The sequence below is a fragment of the Bacillus sp. DX4.1 genome, assembly GCF_030348195.1.
In the GTDB taxonomy this organism is placed as follows: Bacteria; Bacillota; Bacilli; order Bacillales; family Bacillaceae_G; genus Bacillus_A.
In genome coordinates this window covers 17,753-40,089 of the sequence record NZ_JAUCFT010000006.1, presented here as the reverse complement: position 1 = coordinate 40,089, position 22,337 = coordinate 17,753, and the positions used below count along the sequence as shown (strand labels likewise).

15 protein-coding genes and 5 pseudogenes are annotated in these 22,337 nt (G+C 34.3%); 2 read left to right on the top strand and 18 right to left on the bottom strand.

The features are described from left to right. Positions 1–689: 689 nt before the first annotated feature. From QUF99_RS00345 to QUF99_RS00310, 8 genes and pseudogenes are all read right to left on the bottom strand, one after another. Positions 690–1,004 carry a hypothetical protein gene (locus QUF99_RS00345; protein ID WP_289368010.1) on the bottom strand — a complete coding sequence of 105 codons (315 nt, stop codon included), beginning with the start codon at positions 1,002–1,004 and terminating at the stop codon, positions 690–692. Positions 1,005–1,048: 44 nt separating this feature from the next. Next, positions 1,049–1,756, bottom strand: coding sequence for an IS6 family transposase (locus tag QUF99_RS00340; RefSeq protein ID WP_289368009.1), 708 nt, complete (start codon positions 1,754–1,756; stop codon positions 1,049–1,051). Between the two features lie 310 nt (positions 1,757–2,066). Beyond that, positions 2,067–2,564, bottom strand: a complete 498-nt coding sequence (locus QUF99_RS00335; RefSeq protein WP_289368008.1) for a DM13 domain-containing protein — start codon at positions 2,562–2,564, stop codon at positions 2,067–2,069. 76 nt (positions 2,565–2,640) lie between these two features. Continuing rightward, positions 2,641–3,720, bottom strand: coding sequence for a sensor histidine kinase (locus QUF99_RS00330; protein ID WP_289368007.1), 1,080 nt, complete (start codon positions 3,718–3,720; stop codon positions 2,641–2,643). Between the two features lie 32 nt (positions 3,721–3,752). Then, a pseudogene (locus QUF99_RS00325) lies at positions 3,753–4,079 on the bottom strand (winged helix-turn-helix domain-containing protein); the annotation flags it as partial. Positions 4,080–4,644: 565 nt separating this feature from the next. Next, positions 4,645–4,809: pseudogene (locus QUF99_RS00320) on the bottom strand (heavy metal-binding domain-containing protein); the annotation flags it as partial. A gap of 268 nt (positions 4,810–5,077) precedes the next feature. Further along, a complete protein-coding gene (locus QUF99_RS00315) occupies positions 5,078–5,932 on the bottom strand; it encodes a phospholipase C (RefSeq protein ID WP_289368006.1) in 855 nt (284 codons plus the stop codon). A 120-nt stretch (positions 5,933–6,052) separates the two neighbouring features. After that, entirely contained in the window at positions 6,053–6,814 is a 762-nt protein-coding gene (locus QUF99_RS00310) for a hypothetical protein (protein WP_289368367.1), read from the bottom strand. 659 nt (positions 6,815–7,473) lie between these two features. Between QUF99_RS00310 and QUF99_RS00305 the strand changes: the two are divergent. Next, a pseudogene (locus QUF99_RS00305) lies at positions 7,474–8,181 on the top strand (IS6 family transposase). A gap of 728 nt (positions 8,182–8,909) precedes the next feature. Here QUF99_RS00305 and QUF99_RS00300 read toward each other — a convergent pair. The 4 genes and pseudogenes from QUF99_RS00300 to QUF99_RS00290 form a co-directional block, all read right to left on the bottom strand. Beyond that, on the bottom strand, positions 8,910–10,448 hold the full coding sequence (locus tag QUF99_RS00300; RefSeq protein ID WP_289368005.1) for a thiol-activated cytolysin family protein: 1,539 nt from the start codon (positions 10,446–10,448) through the stop codon (positions 8,910–8,912). A 62-nt stretch (positions 10,449–10,510) separates the two neighbouring features. Next, positions 10,511–10,698 (bottom strand): annotated as a pseudogene (locus QUF99_RS28375) (hypothetical protein). Between the two features lie 223 nt (positions 10,699–10,921). After that, on the bottom strand, positions 10,922–11,233 hold the full coding sequence (locus tag QUF99_RS00295) for a heavy metal-binding domain-containing protein (protein ID WP_000637487.1): 312 nt from the start codon (positions 11,231–11,233) through the stop codon (positions 10,922–10,924). Between the two features lie 213 nt (positions 11,234–11,446). Further along, the gene (locus tag QUF99_RS00290; protein WP_289368004.1) at positions 11,447–13,663 is read right to left on the bottom strand and encodes an N-acetylmuramoyl-L-alanine amidase family protein; all 2,217 of its coding nucleotides are present in this window, start codon (positions 13,661–13,663) and stop codon (positions 11,447–11,449) included. A 597-nt stretch (positions 13,664–14,260) separates the two neighbouring features. Between QUF99_RS00290 and QUF99_RS00285 the strand changes: the two genes are divergently transcribed. Beyond that, a complete protein-coding gene (locus QUF99_RS00285; RefSeq protein WP_289368003.1) occupies positions 14,261–15,460 on the top strand; it encodes a hypothetical protein in 1,200 nt (399 codons plus the stop codon). A gap of 618 nt (positions 15,461–16,078) precedes the next feature. On the opposite strand, the pseudogene QUF99_RS00280 reads toward QUF99_RS00285, so the two are convergent. The 6 genes and pseudogenes from QUF99_RS00280 to QUF99_RS00255 all read right to left on the bottom strand — a co-directional run bounded on the left by QUF99_RS00280 (position 16,079) and on the right by QUF99_RS00255 (position 21,941). Then, positions 16,079–16,357, bottom strand: a pseudogene (locus QUF99_RS00280) (AbrB/MazE/SpoVT family DNA-binding domain-containing protein). Between the two features lie 175 nt (positions 16,358–16,532). After that, positions 16,533–16,775: a helix-turn-helix domain-containing protein gene (locus QUF99_RS00275; protein ID WP_289368002.1), complete on the bottom strand. Its 243-nt coding sequence runs from the start codon at positions 16,773–16,775 to the stop codon at positions 16,533–16,535. A 203-nt stretch (positions 16,776–16,978) separates the two neighbouring features. Next, positions 16,979–17,203, bottom strand: a complete 225-nt coding sequence (locus QUF99_RS00270) for a hypothetical protein (RefSeq protein ID WP_289368001.1) — start codon at positions 17,201–17,203, stop codon at positions 16,979–16,981. A 345-nt stretch (positions 17,204–17,548) separates the two neighbouring features. Then, entirely contained in the window at positions 17,549–18,211 is a 663-nt protein-coding gene (locus tag QUF99_RS00265; RefSeq protein WP_289368000.1) for a restriction endonuclease, read from the bottom strand. After that, positions 18,204–19,193: a DUF3991 and TOPRIM domain-containing protein gene (locus QUF99_RS00260; protein WP_289367999.1), complete on the bottom strand. Its 990-nt coding sequence runs from the start codon at positions 19,191–19,193 to the stop codon at positions 18,204–18,206. Before QUF99_RS00260 ends, QUF99_RS00265 begins: the two co-directional genes overlap by 8 nt. A 93-nt stretch (positions 19,194–19,286) precedes the next feature. After that, positions 19,287–21,941 (bottom strand): type IA DNA topoisomerase, encoded by a 2,655-nt coding sequence (locus QUF99_RS00255; protein ID WP_289367998.1) that lies wholly within the window; start codon positions 21,939–21,941, stop codon positions 19,287–19,289. Positions 21,942–22,337: the final 396 nt, after the last annotated feature.

The following is a 22,337-nucleotide window of genomic DNA, read 5'->3' as shown; positions in this document are numbered from 1 at the left end:
AAAACATTAAATTTTTAATGCGTAAATAGTAGAATTTTGTCGATTATATTCAATAATTTAATTATTACATATTAGTGAAAATAGAAATCTTATACTATTATAATTACTTTTTAATTTCATTTAAGTAATTGTAATAGTTATAACTTATTATATATGGTGAAAAAATAACTATTTTAATATACAAAGAAATAGTTTAATTTTACTTAAATGTTATTAATATAATTTAATCACATTCTGTATACTAGTTCCCTTTATTTGGATATGCAATATTGCATAAAAATATATATATCATTTATGAAACAGTCTTAGCGTACGAAATTCACGTTTTGTTGGTGAGACTCCAGATAAAATTTTTGTTTTTGGGATACTTCAAAACGAAATTTTTATTTCTTTACAGTTATTTATAGGGGTCACCATACACATCCATCAACTTAAGGATTTAGACTATTCTCTTATGTTAATAAGAAAGGGTGACGTGCTTTTTATGAATATGAATCAAAAACAAGAGTTGTTTTTATTTGCCGATGAGTTATATCAATATATGTCTCCTGCTACACTTAATTAATTAGCTATATTTATTAAACTTCAAAGTGAAAATGAGTTTTGGCAACACTCATTATACAAAGTTTAATATAATGGAGCACAAAAAGTATCAGTTACTTTAAACTGATACTTCTTGTCCAATCGTACTAATTATCTTTTTCTCTATAAATGGAGTTTAGATTCATTCTAGCAAAAGAAGATTTATCAACTTTCATCTTTGGCTGTTTTGCGTCAAACGATGATCTTTCCCCTCTTTTTTTCTTATCATTAGAAATAAAGCGTGTATTGTACTGTTCTTTTATACCTTGAATCATAAGGTGAAGAACAAATATTGAAATTGTAAAAAATAACAACGGAGCTAGTACAATCCAAGGTGCCATTAATAATTCATTTTTATTTAATCCAATTAAACTTGACCACTCATTCGTAAGTGAAAATACTGGTTCTGGTGCAAAAATCATTTAATAGAGACATAGAGAACCTACACAATCTGTTCAATTCCAGATTATGATACAATTCCAAATAAGTTATGTACAAATTCAACTTCATTTTGGATAGACTTCACCTGTCGGTGAAGTTGTCCTTTTTTCATCATATGCATGGCTTCAACACCACTCAATATAGAAATTGCTGTTTTAAATGACTTGAATCCCAACATAGAACGCACACGTTTCTTAATAAAACGGTGATCTTGTTCCACTATATTATTGAGATATCTAACTTGCCTTAGTTGTATGCCTTCAGGCATATGTTTCTCTTCTTTCAACTCTTGAATCGCTACAGGATAGGCAGGGTTCTTATCTACTGTTATCACGCGAGGTTTAGAAACGTACGAAAAAGCCAAGGCTTTCTTGAAAAAGCGCTTGGCTGCTTGTTTATCTCTTGATTTACTTAGATAAAAATCAATTGTATTACCTTCTGAATCGACTGCACGATATAAATACATCCATTGCCCTTTTACTTTAATATAAGTTTCATCGACTCTCCACGAGTCATTTGTTGATTTAAGATGATGTCGTACTTTCTCTTCTAATTGAGGTCCATATTGATGAACCCAACGCATAATCGTTGTGTGAGCAATTGATAATCCTCTTTCCTCCATCATTTCCACTAGGTTACGAAAGCTCAAATTGTACCGTAGGTACCACCTTACTGTTAATAAGATTAGTTCAGGCTGATAATGCTTCCATTTGAACAAATTTTCCTTTTCCATACTGATCACACACCTTTTGTAGAGTAGTAATATCAGTATGTCCAAATTTAAGAGATTTTTTGCATCAGAACCTCCTTAACTCATTGTTTCATAGAATTGCTCTTTATTTCATAAAATTACTTCTTTTTATGTGAGACAAGAAAAAAATCTCGCCTCATACTCTAACTTCTTTGATTTGTAACGATTCTGTTTGTATTCGTCGATAAAATTCATTTGGATGAATTATTGTTACTGACTCAAATCATTTTTATAAATTTCTTAAGTTGATGGATGTGGGGCATGTACACAAGCCTCATTTTTATGTTCTTTCTTACTTTTCAAAATAAGCCGCACCAAAGTTCTCATTAAATCTCTTACACCATATAGAAACCGAACCGTATGTGCTTACATCTATCCCTTCAGGAATTTCATAGTTTTGGTCTCCTTTGTTTCCCTTTAACTTTCCTAATTCAATATACTGATGGTTTTTAACATCTTCATTATTTTTCAAACGATTCGTAGGAACTAATACAACTCGAACATCTGGCCCATTAGAAGTTGAAAAATTTGAAAGTCGTAAAACACGTTTTCCATCCCCTAATTGATGGATCGTTGCCATTCCAGTTGTTTCATGAACACCGTTTTGAAACTGACCTGTACTTATTACTCGTTCTTCTTGTTGTTTTGTTTTGTTTGATTGTATTTCTGTTTGTGGCGATGCTTCATTCACTTGCTTATCAATAAATAATTTCTCGGGGCGGAACAATGACCATAAAATTCCCCCAACAATTATGGAACCTCCTATAAGCAATACATATTTTCTTTTCATAAAGTAAAAGTCCTCCTGTAGTATACTGTTTAGCGGTATGGTAACAAGAAAGTCTTTCGTTTCTATAATATAAATATTACAAAAGTCTTTCAGCAGTCTTATTTTTTTCTGATGTGATGGGAAGAGTAAACCAAAATTCACTTCCCTGTTTTCCATCTGAGCGATCTCTCACACCAATTTCTCCTTTGTGCATTTCAATTAATGATTTTGTAATGGCGAGTCCGAGACCGGAACCTCCAGATTGTGAACTTCTGGATTGATCTGTTCTAAAAAAGCGTTCAAATACGCGTAATTGGTCATTTGGAGTAATTCCTTCTCCTTCATCACGCAAAATGAATTGGACTTGTTGCTTCTGCTTATTTTCCTCTACAATCAACTCAATTGTTCCGGAGACAGGAGAATACCGAATCGCATTATCTAACAAATTACTGATAACCCGTGCTATTTTACACGGCATGATTAAAAGCCGAGGTAATGTATCAGGAACATACAATTGTAAATCAATTTGTTTGTTTGCTAATAAGACAGAATATGACTCCAGTACATCTAATAGGATTTTGTCCATATGTGTGAAACTTGGATAAAAATCTACTTGTCCAAGTTCTAACTTCGAAAGATCAAATAAGTCATTGATTAATCCACTCAATCGTTTTATTTCTTTTAAGGTCGTCACTAAGTACTGCTTTTTTATTTCAGGATCTTCAACCAGGTCATCTTGTATTGCTTCTATCATCAATTGCATGCTAGCCATAGGCGTGCGTAAGTCGTGTGAAATATTCGTAATCAGCTCTTTACGTGCTTTTTCCCCTTCTTCTAACTTAGTAAACCCTTCTTCTAACTTTTTTGCCATCTGTTGAAAGGCTGTTGCTAATTCTTTAAACTCCCGTGGTCCTTGCCCAATTATATACATCGTTTCAAATTGTCTATCACTAAATTGTTTCGTTAATTCTATTAAATTTTGGATAGACCTCATGATAGGGCGTGTCATTAACCAATAAATAAACGTTGAAATAATGAATGCTACAACTGCGATTACTGTTAATAACCGTGTTTGTTCCGGTTCAAGTAACATTTTCGTCTCACTATACCATATAGCTATTACCATGATACTGGTACTTAATAAATTCATTAGTAACAATTGAATACGTAATCTCATGCTTCATTTCCTCCATTTGGCTCAAAACGATATCATATCAAAAAAACCGTATGAATCCAACGATTCTTTATCGTATGCTTCTCCAGTTTGTCACGTAAACGACTCACTAACACAGTGACTGTGTTAGTAGCCCCTTCATGTTCAAAATTCCAAATAAGTTCAAAAAGTTGCGAGCGAGAAGATACTTGTTTTGGATGCTTTGCCATGACATAAAGTACTTCAAACTCTTTCACCGTTAACTCAACTTCATTTTCACAAACAAGCACACATTTCGTCTTTGGATAAATTTTCAAATCTGGAAATTCTATCACTTCTGATAGGGATTCTTTTGCTTTTATCGGTATCTGATTCCCTCTCTTAGTAGAGTTTGGTTTGCTTAGCTTAAATACAATGCTGTTCCTCACTCTCTACTTGTACTTTTTAATAACGGCTGATATAAAATCAATATCAGTAAGTTCATCTTAATTTAAAACTCTTACATCTTTCTCTCATAAATGTTACAAAACTCTTTCAGAGGTTTTAATGGGTTCACAATTTATTTTTTATTCTATGTAAATATCTGACGGACTAGAGCACGAACCGTCTTACTCCCCCTCTATGGAACATTAATCAAAGATTCACAATTATATCCCAATAGAGTCTATCTTTTTAAACGGTTAATTCCTTTGAAGAATAAGCAAATATGTACCTAAAGCTATTTATTTTTCAAGTACATTCCTAAAATATATTTTTGAGGTTTTGGAACGGTTTTGCAGACGTATCAAGATTTTTCTGTATCACTAAATCTATGAAAACATAAAAAAAGGAAGAGAATTTTTATAATTCTCTTCCTTTTTTTATGTGTTGTGATGTGTTCATAAACATAATGTATCTATATTTATAGAAAATACATAACAACTATAGAAAAATCCTCATTCTATCTATTTACACACGTACAGCTGTACCGCTTACCGCAACCATTAACATTCCATCACGAACCACTTCGTAGTCTACATCGATACCAACGATTGCATTTGCTCCTTTTTGCGTCGCAAGCTGTTTCATTTCGTCCATCGCAATGTCACGAGCTTCTTTTAATTTACTTTCATAAATGTTACAAAAGTCTTTCATTGATTTGAAAGGCCTGGAAATTTCTAAAATACACTTATCAAACTCAAATTATAGTATTTACTCTCAGAATGACCCTTGAACCCAATAGTCGTTTCCGTTTTACTTGATTCCGCTATTTGCGGTCAGTAAGACTTCCACATCAAGATTCAGAGAGAAACAAAGAAGATAGGTGGGGGATGAAGCCCCCCACCGTTGGAAGTTTCACTTTATAACATACATAACTTTTGCCATGTATAAGTGTATTTTGTTATTTGTTATTCACGTACGTATCAAACCATAAATGAATATATCCAGCTGTAATACGCTGTGCTTCCATTAAACGTTTTCCTGTTACCGGTGTTACTTCAGCACGCCATTTGTCAGCAGAGTCTTGTGATACCGCTGCTTTTAGGAACCAACTTTTCGTATTATCATTAACAATTGATGGGAAATCAGCTTTTGCTGCTGATGCTGATGCATGAACCCACTCTTCTGGATTTGCACTTTGCCAATTCCAATAGCCATTTCCATCCGTTACTTTGTAATTGTCTTTCACTGTATCAACGAAGTTTTCATATTTTGAGTGGAAGCCGAATGGATGCGAAATGTTAGTAAAGTTTGCTGCATGCATTGGTTGGTTGACATCCCCTAAATAATGAAGTGATAATCCTAAATAAAAGAATGCATTTTTCATATCTTTATTTTGATAAGCTTCACCAGCTAGCTTAAAATATTTCGCTCCTGTTTGCTTTGCTTGTTTAGCAAATGGAATATACGTTTTTCCTGAATCAGGATCATAGAAGTGTGAAGCGAATGTGGAATGATCATAGTATGGGTTTTTATAATCCGCAGAGTAAATACCTTCCTCTAGATTAGTACGCCATTCATTTAATAGAGCTGTCTCATTTTGCTTCACTACAGTCGTATTTTGGGACATAATATCAATAGCTCTGTTGACAATCCATAAATGAGAACTTACTCCTTCATTATGTATTGATTCTGCTGACCATCTTTGAGCAATAGGTGGATCATACTGATGATCACTTTCATGTGCAAACGCCACACTTTGAATAGGAGCTGTTAAAGCAATTACAGAAGCTATAGCAAAAATTTTTCTTTTCATAAATATTCCTCCATTTGATATATAATTTAACTTTCCTTCATAGCGTTTTCTCTTACCTTACCGGAAGACACGTTAAATGCTAATAGGTACAGTTATATAAAGCGGAATGTAACAAATACCCTATTGTAAAGGTACCAATTCATAACCAGATTGATATGGCGGCGCAGAACTTCCCCATAGTTTATCTTGATTTGAAAATGGTTGCTCTGAAGTCTCTAGCTCAAAATATGATGTAACTCCATACTCAGAATTTTGTGGATCTGCACTGTACCAATCACAAGGTCTACCCATTTTATCTCTAAGATAATCAGTTTTACCTGTTATTAAATTGATTTCCTTTGCATTTTGTTCCTGAACTGTTAACGTACTTTTTGATTGATCGCTAAAATAAATCCAGCCGCGATTCCCTGCATTGACATATTTTTTAATTCCTCCTGCCTCAGCATTTGGTCCCCCAATCCACATTGACATGGTAACTGGCGTATTATGTCTTATATATCCATCACTTTCTACCCCATCTGGAGTTTCAAAATTGATAGGTGTACCATAGTACTCATTACCTTTTGTATCCTTATGAGTCTCAGCAGTACCATAATAAGATTTATCTTTATACTGAATTACATAATGCCAACCCGCAAACTTCTCATAAGTTACTCCAAGTCTCTTCTCACCTACACCTGCATAAGCAGCATACCGAGGCTTACCATCCCAAATTTTACGTACCATTATATAATCTTTAGATGTCTTGACTGGATCCCCATAAATATCAAGTATACGACTGTCCTCAGCTGCATAAGCAGAATTTGTAGGGAAAACAGTAACGATCAAACTAAATATGAATGCTAAGAATGTAAGTATTGGTAGTTTCCTTTTCATAAACATGTCATAGTCCCTTCTTATTTTTACTAATGGTTTTACCATCTGCGCGCATCGTCTACTAGTAGATAAGCCTCATCCTAAATAACAAATCTTTCATTTCTCTTTCATAAATGTTACAAAAGTCTTTCAAAGGTCTGACTTCTTTGCTGGTGAAACTAGCACACAAAGAAGGAAACCTGCATGTTCATTGGCTTTATCGTCAATCTATTTAATTATATATATAAATTATATATAATTATGCAATATTGCATATCAGAATGTGTTGATATTAATGTAAGCGCTTACTATAATAAAAATATAAAGATGTACCACATCTTAATACATAAAAAGAGGAGGAAATAACATGGCAATCGCAATGGCAGTTTTAAAATTTTTAGGTGGAATCATCCCGTTCGTAGCAGAGCTTTTAAAAGCAGTAATGTAAGTTCATTATTCCGCAATTGCAATTATATGTAAAAAAATATCATACAAATGATCTGTATATCAAGAATGAATTGATGTGCAGATCATTTGTGTGAGCAAACTTTAAACCAGAAAAAGAATCCCAGAAATCATAAGGGATTCTTTTTCTGGTTCTGGTGCAAAAACTATAAGGCTCATGTAACGAATCTTCGAAACTTGGACATACTGATACTAGTACTTTAAAAAAGGACGTGATTAGTATGGAAAAGCAAAACTTATTCAAGTGGAAACACTATCAGCCTGAACTCATCTTATGAACAGTAAGATGGTACCTGCGGTACAATTTAAGCTTTCGTAACCTGGTGGAAATGATGGAAGAACGAGGAGTATCAATCGCTCACACAACCATTATGCGTTGGGTTCATCAATATGGGCCTCAATTAGAAGAGAAAGTACGATATCATCTTAAATCAACAAATGACTCATGGAGAGTTGATGAAACCTATATCAAAGTAAAAGGTCAATGGATGTATTTATATCGTGCTGTAGATTCCGAAGGGAACACCATTGATTTTTATCTTAGTAAATCAAGAGATAAACAAGCAGCCAAGCGCTTTTTCAAGAAAGCCTTGGCTTTTTCGTATATTTCTAAACCTCGCGTGATAACAGTAGATAAGAACCCCGCTTATCCTGTAGCAATTCGAGCGTTGAAAGAAGAAAAGCATATGCCTGAAGGCATAGAGCTAAGGCAAGTTAGATATCTCAATAACATAGTGGAACAAGATCATCGTTTTATTAAGAAACGTGTTCATTCTATGTTAGGGTTCAAGTCTTTTGGCACAGCTACATCCATTCTTGCAGGAGTGGAAGCTATGCATATGATTAAAAAAGAACAGATTGATTTACGGGATCAGTCTGTCCAAAACCAGAAAGAATTCATCCATCGATTGTTTGGGCTTACAGCATAAAATAGAATTCCGCTAGAAATATATGAGCTATAGTCTCTTTTATTTTATCTTTGCACCAGAACCTTAATTCTTTATATGAGGAAAATAAGTGTTTATCTAATAGGGATACGGAAACGATTCGTATACTGACCCGCCACATCTGTAAAAAATAGAATTCCTGTATTTTTCTTACTTTTTTTGGAGCGAAAATACTCTAATTGAACTGTTTTTAATGTGGTATCTATTTAAAATCTAAGACTATTCATCCCAATTGAGTACACTCTATTGGGATGGCGGACTATTCCTTGAATCGTTGCCGTATGCCTTCTAAGGTTTGTTGTTTTTCATTACTGAGTGTTTGTGTTTCCCATTCGTTTTCTATTTTTCGAAACCATTTTCCTATTTTACTTTTATAATATCTTTCTACTTCCCCATACGGAATCCAAATTTCTCTTTCATGTATTTGATGGGTGTTTTTGCCCATCCCCCCGAAAAGGGGGAATAAGCTTAATTCATACGAAATTTAAACGTCATGTCAAAAAGTGTACCTTTGCGAACACATAAAAAGAAGAATCCAAAATGGACTCTTCTTTTATAAATTTAAATGGGTAAGATTTAGATATGTCAGAGCATTCCTCAAATCATTCTGTAAGTAAAGAGTGGCACCTCATTCCCTAAATCGTTTCCATACCCCATATACTTGTGGCCAAGTAAAAAAGCGCCCTGTAAACAGGGCGCTTCACTTTTACCTAATGACTAATATTAGCACTTGGGTATAATGTCGTTCCTCCAATTGAAACTTTTATTTCATTTGTTAATGGAACATTTTGTTCATTAATAATTGTTCTCCACCATTCCCATGCAAGACCTGTACATTCTCTCGCTACGACTTTTACATTTTTTGAATTCGGTGGAAGTGGTATCACTGTATTGAAATGAGCAGTTCTGTCTCTGCCGTTTCCTTCCCAAGTTTTATGGGTTAGTACTTCTTTGCCATTTTGATCATATGAGAATTCATCCCAAGATACATCAAATTGAGCAACATATCCACCAGTATGATCAAGCGTCATTTTAGCACTAGAATATTCTGTAGTTGTAGTCTCAATATAATCCGTATTGTTATGAACAGCAGCAGTTGCGTTATCTTTTACGAAAGTGCTTGTATATGAAATTGGGTATGCTGGATTTTTAGGACTTAATTCTGCATTATCTTTAACGATATTTCGTATTTCATTAAAATCTTTTGTAACAACCTTGTTATGCTCTTTTGCATCTCCGCCTAATACTACAGCGGTAAAAGTACTGTCTTCAAAAATATCTTTGTACTGTCCACTCGTTTCGACGCTGTTATTCTTAATTAAGGCTTTAAAGGCAGCTTGTACATCTTTGCTCTTAGATGTTGTTTCTAATTTCACATAAATTGTTCTGCCATAAGCTACATTTGACACCATAACAGGCGGAGCCGCATTACTTACCCCTTTACGAGTTAACTCACCAAAAGTAACACTATTATCAAAAAGATCTGATGGATTGTTAGGTAGTTCTGCACTTACGGTATAAAATATTTGCTTATATGCCGCAACCATCACTTTTTTCTCTCCATTTGCAATCGCATTAAAGTCAATGTTCAGCCCATTATCAAGATATTTAGCGTTAACATTAAGAGCACTTGCTATTTGAGATTTACTATAAACCATAGATTCTGTATACTGCATTCTTGCAGGTAACGTATGTGTTGTTGAATACTTTTCATTCCAAGTAGATACTAAATCATCTACTGCTCCAGACACATTACTATATGTTGGATTTTGGACAGTTATTGTATTTTCTTTTCTCATGCCAGGTAAGTCTATACTAATATTCAAAGGTTTTCTCTTAGCCACTAATAAACTAGGTTGATTATCTGCAAAAGCTTTATTTGCAAGTTGTACTGCTCCTGGATAAGTACGATTAGCCACAGAATCAATAATTGAAATATCCACTGGTGAAGTTGTAAGTGATTTTTTCTCACGTTCAACTACTACAAATTTACCATTTGAATTTGTACTTTCTTTCGGAACAAAACTCTCTACTTTATCACCATTTACTGCTAAAACCTCTTGATTATTATACTTAAGATTTCCTATGCCAGTATCAATGTTAATAGCTTTTTTTGTTGCATCATTTGCATTACCTGTTTTTGTTTCTGCGAAGGAAATAGATGAATAATTAATAGTGCATAAACTAACTAATAAACATGTTAGGAGTTTTATTCCTTTAGTATTTTTCGTAATTTTCAAAAAAATCAACCCCTTCTTTTTTTCGTATTAAGGTATGATAATTATTTATAAATAATTGCTAAATAGTGAACTTACATAAATGCTTTTAAAAGTTCTTGAACTAATGGAATTGCTCCACCTACAAATTTTAAAATTGTCATTGCGATTGTCATATTATTTCCTCCTCTTTTGTTGTTGATAAGATGTGATTTATCTTTATGCTCTCATTATAGTAAGTACTTATATATATATCAACACATTCTGATATGCAATATAACATCTTAAAACCATGTTTTATACTGTTATAATAAAATAGGTAAATTCTACAGCATTTTTCGATGAACTAAACAGCTAATGAACATGAAATTTCTCGTAAATAAAAAAGGAAGAGAATTATAAAAATTCTCTTCCTTTTTTATGTTTTGTGATGTGTTCATAAACATAATGCATCTATATTTATAGAAAATACATAACAGCTATAGAAAAATCTACATTCTATCTATTTACACACGTACTGCTGTACCGCTTACCGCAACCATTAACATTCCGTCACGAACCACTTCGTAGTCTACATCGATACCAACAATTGCATTTGCTCCTTTTTGCGTTGCAAGTTGTTTCATTTCTTCCATCGCAATGTCACGAGCTTCTTTTAATTTACTTTCATAAGCACCAGAACGGCCACCTACAACGTCACGAACAGAAGCGAAGATGTCGCGTACGATATTTGCACCCATAATTGCTTCACCGTTTACGATGTCTACATACTCAATAATTTCTTTACCCTGAATAGTATTAGTTGTTGTTACGATCATTGCTGACACACTCCTATAATCTCTAAAAATTTATTTTCGTTTTTTATAATCTTATTATTCATTTATACTTGAATCGTCTTTTTTGTATGTGAAATTTTCCCTTAACGTACAATATTTTTTTGTCGTGTCGAGCTAAATATAGCATACATACAACAAGGGAATGCAGTATAGATCAGCATACAAGCATTCCCTTGTTATTTTTATGTTATTACTTTACATTTTATGTCCCCACTGGTCAAAGTGATAATCTTTACCGTCGATTTTAAACCAACCGTCTGAATAAAGTGAACCATCTTCTCTAGCACAATACCAAAGGTATCCGTATGCAAGAGGCCAAGGTCTATATCCGCCACCAACGTTGAACCATCCTGTTTTAGCTGCCCCTTTCTCATCGAAGTAATAATATTTATTATCGATAGTTTGCCAGCCCGTTTGTGCTACGCCGTTATTGTCAAAATGGTATATCTTACCATCGATTTTTTCAAACCCTGCTCGGTTAACTGATCCGTCTTCATGAAAATAATATTTTTTTCCGTCAATGTTGTCATAATCATTGAACGTATAATTGCGGCCATTTGTGAAATAGTAGTTCTTACCGTCTATTATTTTCCAACCGGTATAGAAATCTCCATCTTCTAAACTATAATATTCCACTATTTTCTCTCTTTTGTTGATCCCTGTTTTAAAAATCGAACCGTCATGATTAAATGCTAATATTTTGTTGTCAAGCTGAACATTAATCCTGCTGTTTATAGCTTCTCCATTTAGATTAGAAACTCTCTCAAGCACACCTTTGTCGGAAAAGTGAAGGATGGCATCTTGATCTTCAAGACGTAGTTCTTTTTTATTTGGCTCGAAGTTTTGGAAGTAATAAATTTTACCATCTATATCTTTCAAGCCTTCTTTAACAAACGCTCCAGAGGCATCAGAATAGTAAAGATTATCCCTCCATGCTGAGCGTTGCAAAACACCGTCATCATTAAAATGGTAGGGCTTATTGTCGATCCATGAATCAGTTCCACCTCCCGAAACCATTTGGCCATAAGGCGGTGTAAAATAATAAGTCTTCCCTTTAATTTCTTGCCAGCCTGTCAAAAGGGCTCCATCAGCATCTGCAAAGAAATACTGATTCTCTCGATTTACCCAGCTGTTCTTTATCACGTTTCCAGAGGAATCTTTTGCACTATATTTAGTAGGGTCCTTTTCATTCTTTATCATCTCTATTTTGTCATACTTCTGTCTCTCATTTTCTTTACCCGGATACCACTCTATTAACCAATTGTGAATTTCATTGTTGCTTTTATCAGAGAAACGAATTTCAGATTTGAAACTCCAGTCTGTACCAAATTGAGAAATATATTGATTACCAGCCAAACTTACCCCATTTTTGTTATTCAAACGGAACTGAAATTTGCCATTGTAAGAATTTCCTATCTGAACAAGTTCAAACACTTCATCATCGCCAAGCGAATCGGAATATTGAAGTCCCTTTCCTTCTTTCCCCGAAAGATATTTCGAACCTGTTTTTACGATTACTTTATTCGTTCCTTTTTTATAAGGGATAATTTGATAAGGTTTACCATCATTTAGTTTAATGAATGGTAGTTCCATAGATGTCTCTAGGACGTTAGTACGCTCCGCCAATACATCAGATAATCGATCATAAAAATCTGCACGAGCTTTAGGGTCATTATTAACATAGTTGTCAAGGACATCTTTAGATACTGGCTTTGAAGTCAATGTTATCAATTGTTTTTGCTTATCTGATAATTTATTTGCTATCTGATCAAATAGATAATCTGAATTTCTAGCAATCACCGTCCAATCGCCAAAGGAGTCGCCGGAATATTTTTTGTAAAGTGGACCAAGAAATCTTGGGTTTTTACCAGATGCTTTTTCTACAAATGCATGTTGGCCTTGATTTATCACAACTCCGGTCTTTCCTTCGTCTAATTGTGCTTGTGTAATGTAAAGAAGATCGTGTTCTGAGACATTTGCTCCATTAGGGTTTAGATCTATAATTGCACCTGCTTCAGTAATTTTAAGCTGCTGCCCAGATCTTAGTTGATGAATTTCAATTCTTCCATTTGGATAGCGTACTTTAACTGGTTTAAGAAAATTCGAATCACCTTGTGTATGATACATGGAAATATTAAATTCCCCAGATGTAAAACTAGGAGCCTGGTAAGTTTCGTTTTCTGCATATACATCAATGTGAGTGCCAGGGTCTCGATCCCCTGGGCTTATTCCAAGTGCTTCATAAGTGTTTGCTACAGCACCTAATACAGTAATACTTATATCTATTACCGTACCTATCCCTGCGCTAGCTTTGTTTTCTGCAATAGGAGCGACAGAAAAAAGAATACCTAATGCCGCTGCAGTAGGAATTACTTTCTTTCCAATTCCAATTGTTTTAAATTTTTTCTTCATTTTTGTTGTCCTCTCTTAGTAAGGTTTAGCCTAAATTGCTTACATGTAACACTGTGAAAAATAAACATATAAAGACTGCTTTATGTTTATTTAAATATATAGAATCAATATTTATAAGTTCATCTTAGCTTAAATACCTTTCAAATGTCTTTCATAAATGTTACAAAAGTCTTTCGTTAATATTTTGTAAAATTATGAGTTTTGTAAGGTGTTCTATATTTCTTCAGCTTGGTCCCATGCTCATTAACCGAAGATTTTTAAGTATCCCCAAAACAAAATTTTTATTTGTAAAATGAATGAAGTAGTAAGCAAGAAAGGCTGGCAAAATGCCAACCTTTCTTGTTTTTTGGGTCTTAATTTTTATTTTAATAAGATATATCGGTGGTTTACTTATGTATCAATCATTTTATTCCTATCGGTATGTCCAATTTTCGGAAATTACTTACAAGAGTCCTGAAGTGTTTGTATGAGAAGCAATGAAAGGGTTTTGTAATATTTATGAAAGACTTTTGAAAGGGATTTAAATTAAGATGAACTTACCGATATGAATGTAAATATGTTGGAAATAGTATAAATTAGAAAGTCAGGAGCACATCCATGAAGGAAAAGATAAAGAGATGTATAAAAAAAATTCCCCCTGTAGGAATAGCGATGGGGATTGTATTCAGTTTTAACCCATTTACAAAACATAAAGCGAAAGCAGACGTTGATACAAGAGAAACGATTCTTACAACATTTGGTGATACCTATGATACGTTTCTAAAAGAGCCTTTTGTTATTTTTTCATCAGAACAAAGTGCTAAAAATGATTATATAGCTAACAATGAAAACCGTGCTTACAAAGCTCCTACTTTTAACAAAGGAGCATTTGGTATTAGTGCGTTTGATTATTATAAAAACCAAAACTTTTCTAAGAGAATTAAACTTTTCTATAAAGATGGGAAAGTTGAATATAAAACGATAAAACATGGTCAACAACTTCTGATTAAGCAAGCTGGTATCATAGTGGACTTAAATCCTGATGAACCAGTACTATCTAAACATGATATTTTGTATATTACACAAAAACAATTAGATGAAGGGAATACGGGTATTGCGCTTACGAATTGGCAAACATATTACTTAAAAAGTGACAATAGTGGTCAAATGAATGGGCCTTTAGCTTTAAAATATATTAGACAGGATTTTCCAAATACAAAACCAGGTAGTGCTTCTTTTGACCTAATGAAACTTTTTCATGCACTACCGGAAGAAAAGCGAAAACTGGCAACGATAACTTCAAATCCAGTAAAAGAATCTGGAATTTTTAGTTATACCTCTGCTGAACTTGCTGAGATAAAGAGACATAAGCTCGCTGTCGTTACACAGCATAAAAATGAAGAATATTCTTCTATTTCTGTGAAAATTAGAAACAGGGATAACGTCTTGCGGACATGGGAGGATAGTACGAATATTTCTGCTTCATCTAATTGGATCCCAGAAGATAGGAGCATATTTACAATTATTCCAATTGAAAAAGGATCTAACAAGGTGTACATAGAAGCAAATGCAACCTATCTTACATCAGCAAATGATGAGGTGGGCGTTACAGGATTTCGCGCTTATGGACAAGTATGGACACTTGTCAATTATGGATTTGAAAGCTTCTCTTTAAAAAATAACCACGGACAATATTTATCTGTTCATGATACATCCGTATGTCTTACTGACAAGCCTGATAAAAACACTATATTTGCCATTACTATTCAAAAAGATAAATGGAATGAGTGGTTAGCTAAATGGTATTCTAGCAAATAAAATGCAAGTTGATTTAACCTCTAGAAGCTTTACAAACATTTTTAACGAGTAATGAACCAACAAGCCAATTTTCTGTACGTTAAGGAAACTGGCTACACAGATCCCTAAGTTATTTTTAATCAAGCTTTATTTCAAACCAAAAATAATTCGCCCTTACGTTGAGTATATGTATTCAAGGTAAGGGCCCTTTTAAATTTATATTTTAATTTTCTTGGTTAAGATAACGTACATATATCGGCTGAACCCCTTATTCCCCCTTTTCGAGGGGATGGGCAAAAACACCCTTATATGGTTTTTCATCGACACTCCTCCCCATTTACTGTCAAAATGAATATATAACTATCGTATCATATTTAAATTGAAATGCTGTTACATGGACGTATTTCGCAATAAATCTATCCAAAATCTAGATTGTAAGCACCATTTTGTAAGGATCATTATCCAAAAGACACATTTTACAATCCATTTATCAGAGAGATGCCGCAATAATTAAATGTAGACTAATTGTTTCATATATTAGTTTTTATTAAAAAATACGGTATGTGAAATTATATTGTATATACAAAAAAAGCTCCCTATATTTAGGAGCCTTTCGTTTTTGATTGTATCCAGGATCTCTTATTTAACCTGGTATGCTTGCAACTGTTTAACCAGGTACTCTGCACCTTCTGGACTTACAGTAATCTTTCCATTTGCTAATGACATATTACGTTCTGAAACCTCACCTGTTATCACACAAGCCCCACCAGCTTGATACTTCTGTAAAACAATTTTTTCTCCCTCTATAAAAATCTCTAATGGTGATTGTTCTTTAATACCAAGAGTATCCCTCAATTCTTTTGGGATCACTACACGCCCTAATCCATCTACTTTTCAAGTCATTCCTGTTGATTTCATTTAGCTTCTTTCCCCTTTTCATTATCTTTTGCACCCAATATAATTCTATTTTATTGTAACAAGCTTTCTCCAAATATAAAAAACATTATGATCCAAAACCAAACAATCAAGCTGAGTGTATTCTTGAATCCTCCCCACAAAGAAAATATTTCCTCTTTCACTTCTAACACCCTTTCTACTTATTTTTTGGCTCTCCAAACCATTCATACATTGCCTGACGGCTTATGATCCATTCCTTGCGCTTTCCTTCAGGATGCAAAAAGTACTTGATTAAGCCCTCCTCTAACATACGTTGTAAGTCTGCTTCTTTCTTTTCATTCATACCTGAAGGACTGAATTTGTGCTTCAGTGTTTCACGAGGAATCCCCCAATAGAACGATGCTTCAGCTGGTGTCATGTATTTTTCGATCTCTTTCATGAAAGTCTCCTTTGTTGTTTTCCTTCTATGCTATAATAATTAAGAAGGGAATGTACTAGATTCCCTTCACTTCTAGGTTACTTATCAGATACCCTTTGTTTGCTTTTGCAACGAAGGGTTTTTATTTTTTATACTTATTTTGATTTTCTAAAACAGCTAAACGAATTAGCTTTAGTTTGATCTCTCCGCTTAAAGATAGCCATTCAGATGTATAGATTTTCATAAATGCCACTCCCTTCAGCCTTTATTTTAACCACTACAGCATTTCCTTTAGCTTCATTCACATGTAAATGATAGTTCATACCTATTGCTTCTAATGCGTTACAAAACATTCGTTGGTACTTGAAATCAGTATGGTCTAAACAAATTTCACCTTGTGTTATCAAACACCGTAAGTCCTGGGTTACCTCAAAAGTTTTCTTTTTCAATGTAATCACTCCTTACTATAATTTGACCTTGTAAGGTAATTATATACCAGAATCAACGACCTTGCAAGGGCTGGATTGGACGTTTTTAAATATTTACTCCGTGTAATTCAGAAATAATAGCTTATCTTCTTTCGTTTTGATTAAAAATATATAGAACATCTTTAAAAGCCCTTAAACGTACTTATATGGAATTTCAATGAATTTAAGACTAATTACATTACATATATAGTTAAAATTGATTGCGGGCTAATTTGAGAGGTTGTTTTTCTATGAGAATGAAATTTTCGAGGTAAAAATGGAAATACCTTACTAAAAGAGAAAAAAGAGCCGGAAATGGTCTTCAGCTCATTTATTTATTGGCTCTGTATGATTACAAGTTGGAAATTGAGAACATCCGAAAAATTTGTTTCCATTTTTCTTTGAATTTCTAACAACCAAATTACTTTTACATGCCGGACATTTCCGTTCTGCTGGATCTACACCTTGATACACATCTTGGGCTGAATGTTCTGGATTGATTCTATTAATCAATTTCTGAAGTTCAGCACGATCTATTAATTTTACATCACATGCTGCTGCTAACTCTTTTGCTTGCTTTGTATACACGCTGTTCGTGACAACCCATGCCTCGTGAGCCGTGTAATATGCTTTTGCTGCATAAATCTCCTGAACTGCACTAATACCAACTCGATTCTTCATCCCGTATCGTTTCGCCTGAATTACAATGCGATTCTTTCCTTTTAATATCAAATCAGCACCGTAGTCTCCTGACTTCCTTGTGACTTCCGGGCGAAAATCTAACTCTCGAAAGAGAGCTTTCAAATACACTTCAAATTGGTGACCGTCCATTTTATCGATATATCGAATACCCGACCTTGCCATTTGCTTCAGCATTCTTTTTTCCTGGATGATTCGGTACACAAATTTACAAATATGAAAAAGAACATAAAGAATAAATGCATAGATCAAAAACTGTAATATGTTTGGCATAGATGGTACATTAGACACTTCGCTCCACCTCTTTGATTGGCTTGATTTTCTTTGGTTGAACCGTTTCTTTCTTCGGTTCTTTCTGTTGTTTTTGCTCCACTGACTTTTTCAAAACATCGTTCCAATCCTTTTCAACCGTTGGAATATCTTCTTTAAATATCAACATATCTTTCATTTTTTCTATAAATTTCTTACCAGCCTTATCATTATCTACAGCCAAAACAACTTGTTTGATATGATGCCCTTCTTTTTTGGCATCAATGAGGGATTGAATCACTGTTTTATGCTTTAAACCGTGCATCGATACCAAGCGTGCATTTTGGATTTGATTTTGTTTTAAACTCCAATGAGATAACATATCTATTGGATCTTCGTACACATACATCGTTTGCGGCTTTCCAACATCTACGGTAAAACCTGCATCGATCTTTTCATAATTCGGTACAATTTGTTTAAATGTACCTTTTTTATTGTTCATTTTTACAGTACCTTGACGGCTTAACCCTATAATTTCGCCTTTTCCACCTTGTTCTTTCCACTTAAACACCACATTATTTCTCTTATCCTGTGCAATAAGATCTTTCTTGATGAGCCAATTCACTAAACGTGGATCTATTTTACGCTCCTGGATCAAGTACTGTTTGATTTCTGTTTGCTTGTTCACTTCTAGGTGTTTTGGATAGGCGAATGGCTGCTGTTCTTTCTTTTGTTCCTCTTCAGATTTAGAACGATTAAACTCTTTGTAATCTCCTTTATTGATGTCTAATACTGCTTGTGGAAAAGACATCTTATAGTACATGATCGCAAAGCTAATGGCTCCATAACCTTTCTCACCACGGCTATTCCATACATACTTATTGTCTCGAATGAGAAGGCTGTCATGCTCCGTATGTCGATAATAATTCCCTTCCTTCTTAAACTTTTCCCCTTTGGCCTCTAGATATGAAATCAAATCCACATCTCTCGCTTTCATCGCATCCTCCGTACTGACATGTGCCATTACGGAATCCCCCCCTTTACTCTATAAAATGAAATAAAAAAGAGGACTATTCCGTTACATAGTCCTCTTTTTGCCATTAGATTGATTTCATTTTTATTTGCCGAATAGGAATTTGAGCCGTTTTTCTTGCACACTGTACGATAAGCGAGCATCAAACGTTTTACCGGTTTTATTCGATACAAATCCTTTAATTTGGTCCGTAACATTCTTTTCTAACAATTTTTTCACATGATTGCTACTTAGATTTTTTCCTGAAAGTGTACCAAAAATGATAAAATCACAACCGTTTTTATATTTCTCACATAAATAGTTACTTTTCCCTACAATTACTCTACTCTTACAGATTGGGCATTTACCTATCGTTCGATCATCTGTCGTTGGAAAGCGAAATTTCAGACCACCATCTTGCATATAAATAGCTGCCGTGAATTCTCCTTTTTCTCCTTGAAAGCCGTTAATGAAGTCAGTTGTTTTATGTTGAATGAGCTTTTTCATTTGGTTACCTGGAATGGCTTTTCCTTTTATTTTTGCTGGTAACATAAATTCACAACCATTTTTATGCTCTGTGCATCCATAAAATGTTTTACGGTGAAGGATCTCTCCTTTTTTACATGTTGGACACTTACCGAATGATAGCTCTTCTTCAGTTGGAAACTGGAACTTTATTTGTCCCTCATGCAACACCAGGTATGCGGAAAACTCTTTTTCATTGGATTTGAATCCTTTTATGAGATCCGTCTTTTTGTCCTCAAACAGCTTTTTCACTTGTACTTCAGGAATCGCTTTTTCTTTGATTTTCTTTGGTAAGGAAATTTCACATTCAGGATAGTTGCTGCATCCATAGAAATTACCTTTATGAAGGATCTTCCCTTTTCTACAGGGGCATTTGCACACTTCAATCTGCTGATTCCAGGTGTTAATGATGTTGTCCGATACTTTATCATCCATTGCACCTAATTGCTCCACCGTATCTTTTACGAATGTATTTGTTTTCTCTACAAATTCCTCATAATTCAGCTCTTTATTTTCGATCATATGAATCATCCCTTCCATTTCAGCTGTATAGGCTGGATTTTTCATCTCATCTACTGGAAATGTATCAATAAAAGCACGACCGATATTTGTTGTTTGAATTTGACTATTTGTAACAGAAATATAGCTTCGTTCCAGGAGCTTTGGAATAAACGTTTCTTCCGTTGCGACTGTTCCAATCCGTTTTCCTTTCATGAGTTCTTTCAAATGTTCATCATCCAATTTGCGCCCTGCTGTTTCCATGAAGGTTAAAATCGAACTTTCCGTATGGAAAGCTGGCTTCTTTGTTTTGGACTCAATCAAGTCATACTGAACGATTCTGAAAGAATCTCCTTCCTGTAAAACTGGTATTTGAAATGCCTCAACCGAACCCTCTTCAATATCCTCTTGAAAAACACTCAGAAACCCTTTCTCTTGTAGGATTTTTTCTTTTGTACTGTATGTGTTGCCTTCTTGATCTATAAAATGTACTTCTCGCACCAGGTAGATTGCTGGTTTCATAAAATTTCCGATAAACCGTTTTACAATCAATTCGTATAACTGTTTTTCTAATGGGTTTCGGTTGGTCCCAACATATAATTTGGTTGTTGGGATAATAGCAAAGTGACTACTTACCAACTCATCATTAAAAGTAGCGTGTTTTTTCGTTATCCCAGAAGTATCAACCGATTGGACTAAATCTGTATACACGCTATTGTTTAATGTACTCATAACTTCTTTTACTCGATCTACTTGTTCCGTTGGTAAATGCCGAGATGATGAGCGAGGATATGTGATAAATCCCTCTTCATACAAACTCTGGATGTACTTTTTGGCTGTCTCTGCATTCACTTTCAGTTTTGCATGCGCATCTTTATAAATATCTGTTAAGTTATATAACAGTTTTGGTTTCTTCTTTCTTGTACTCTCTTTAAATTCAGTTACGATTACATTCGTTTCTTTCAAGCTATCTCCAAGCCTCTGTAAAGGAGCTGGATCTATAAGTTGATCTTCTGTTTTCATCACTGGTGACAAACCATTTTCCGTTAAGAGCTTCAAATTATAATAGGTTTGTTCTCTATAATTTTGAATAGCAACCTCTCTTTGCCGGATCTCATTTAAGATGCACATTTGAACTCGACCAGAAGCTAATAAGAACTGGTTTTTTGCTAACTTTGCCGTACATCCCCTGGTAACATTAATCCCAAGAATATAGTCCAGGTATTGTCTTGCTTTGGCTGCTTGTGCAAGTCCATCATAGTCTGTTCCTGGTTCTAAACGATTTAACGCACCTTCTAATTCTGCTGGTTCATAAGAAGAAATAAAGAGCCTTGATTCTCGTTTATTGACTCCTGCATATTCATAAATTTCACGGTAAATGAGCTCGCCTTCCCTATCTGCATCACAAGAATTGACCACATGATCCACATCTGAACGTTTTAATAGCTCCACTAATGTAGTAATCTGTTCTATAATGTCTGGTTTCGCTTTATATTCTGGCTCCAGAATAATAGGCAAGTGTTCAAACTTAAATTCTTTATATTTTTCATCCATTTCTTCAGGATTTTTCAGCTCTAACAAATGTCCACGGCACCAGCTAATAATGTAATTTTCATTTTCATAATAGCCATAATACGGCTTACTACCTGTATGTTTTTGTGAGTTTCTAAATCTAGGTGACTTTAATAATTCAACTGCTACCTTCGGTTTTTCCGCAATAAATAATGTTTTCCCCATGATTGGAACCTCCTATTGATCTATCATTTCATTTTGACGCTTCAGTTTCTTGCTTCTCAGCTTTTTAACCACTCCATGACCAAACAGCAATAACAAATTTAACAAGACCGCCACAAGGAACATACAGCCTGCAAATAGCCATACATTCATGACACGAACCTCGATTCAAGGTTTTCCATTCCTTTTGCTCCTTTCATTCTCAAAATAAGAAAGAGAGCGTTTAGCTTCGCTCTCTTTTATCTTTCTAATAAAAAAATCATTTTTCGTTCACTCAATTGAGTAACAAAAAATGATTCATTCTACTTTATCTTCAAATCCTTTTTGATTGGCTTGCATCAATCTCATACGGTTTCCTCTTTCCTATACGTAATCTATATTTTTTATCGCTCCATTTCC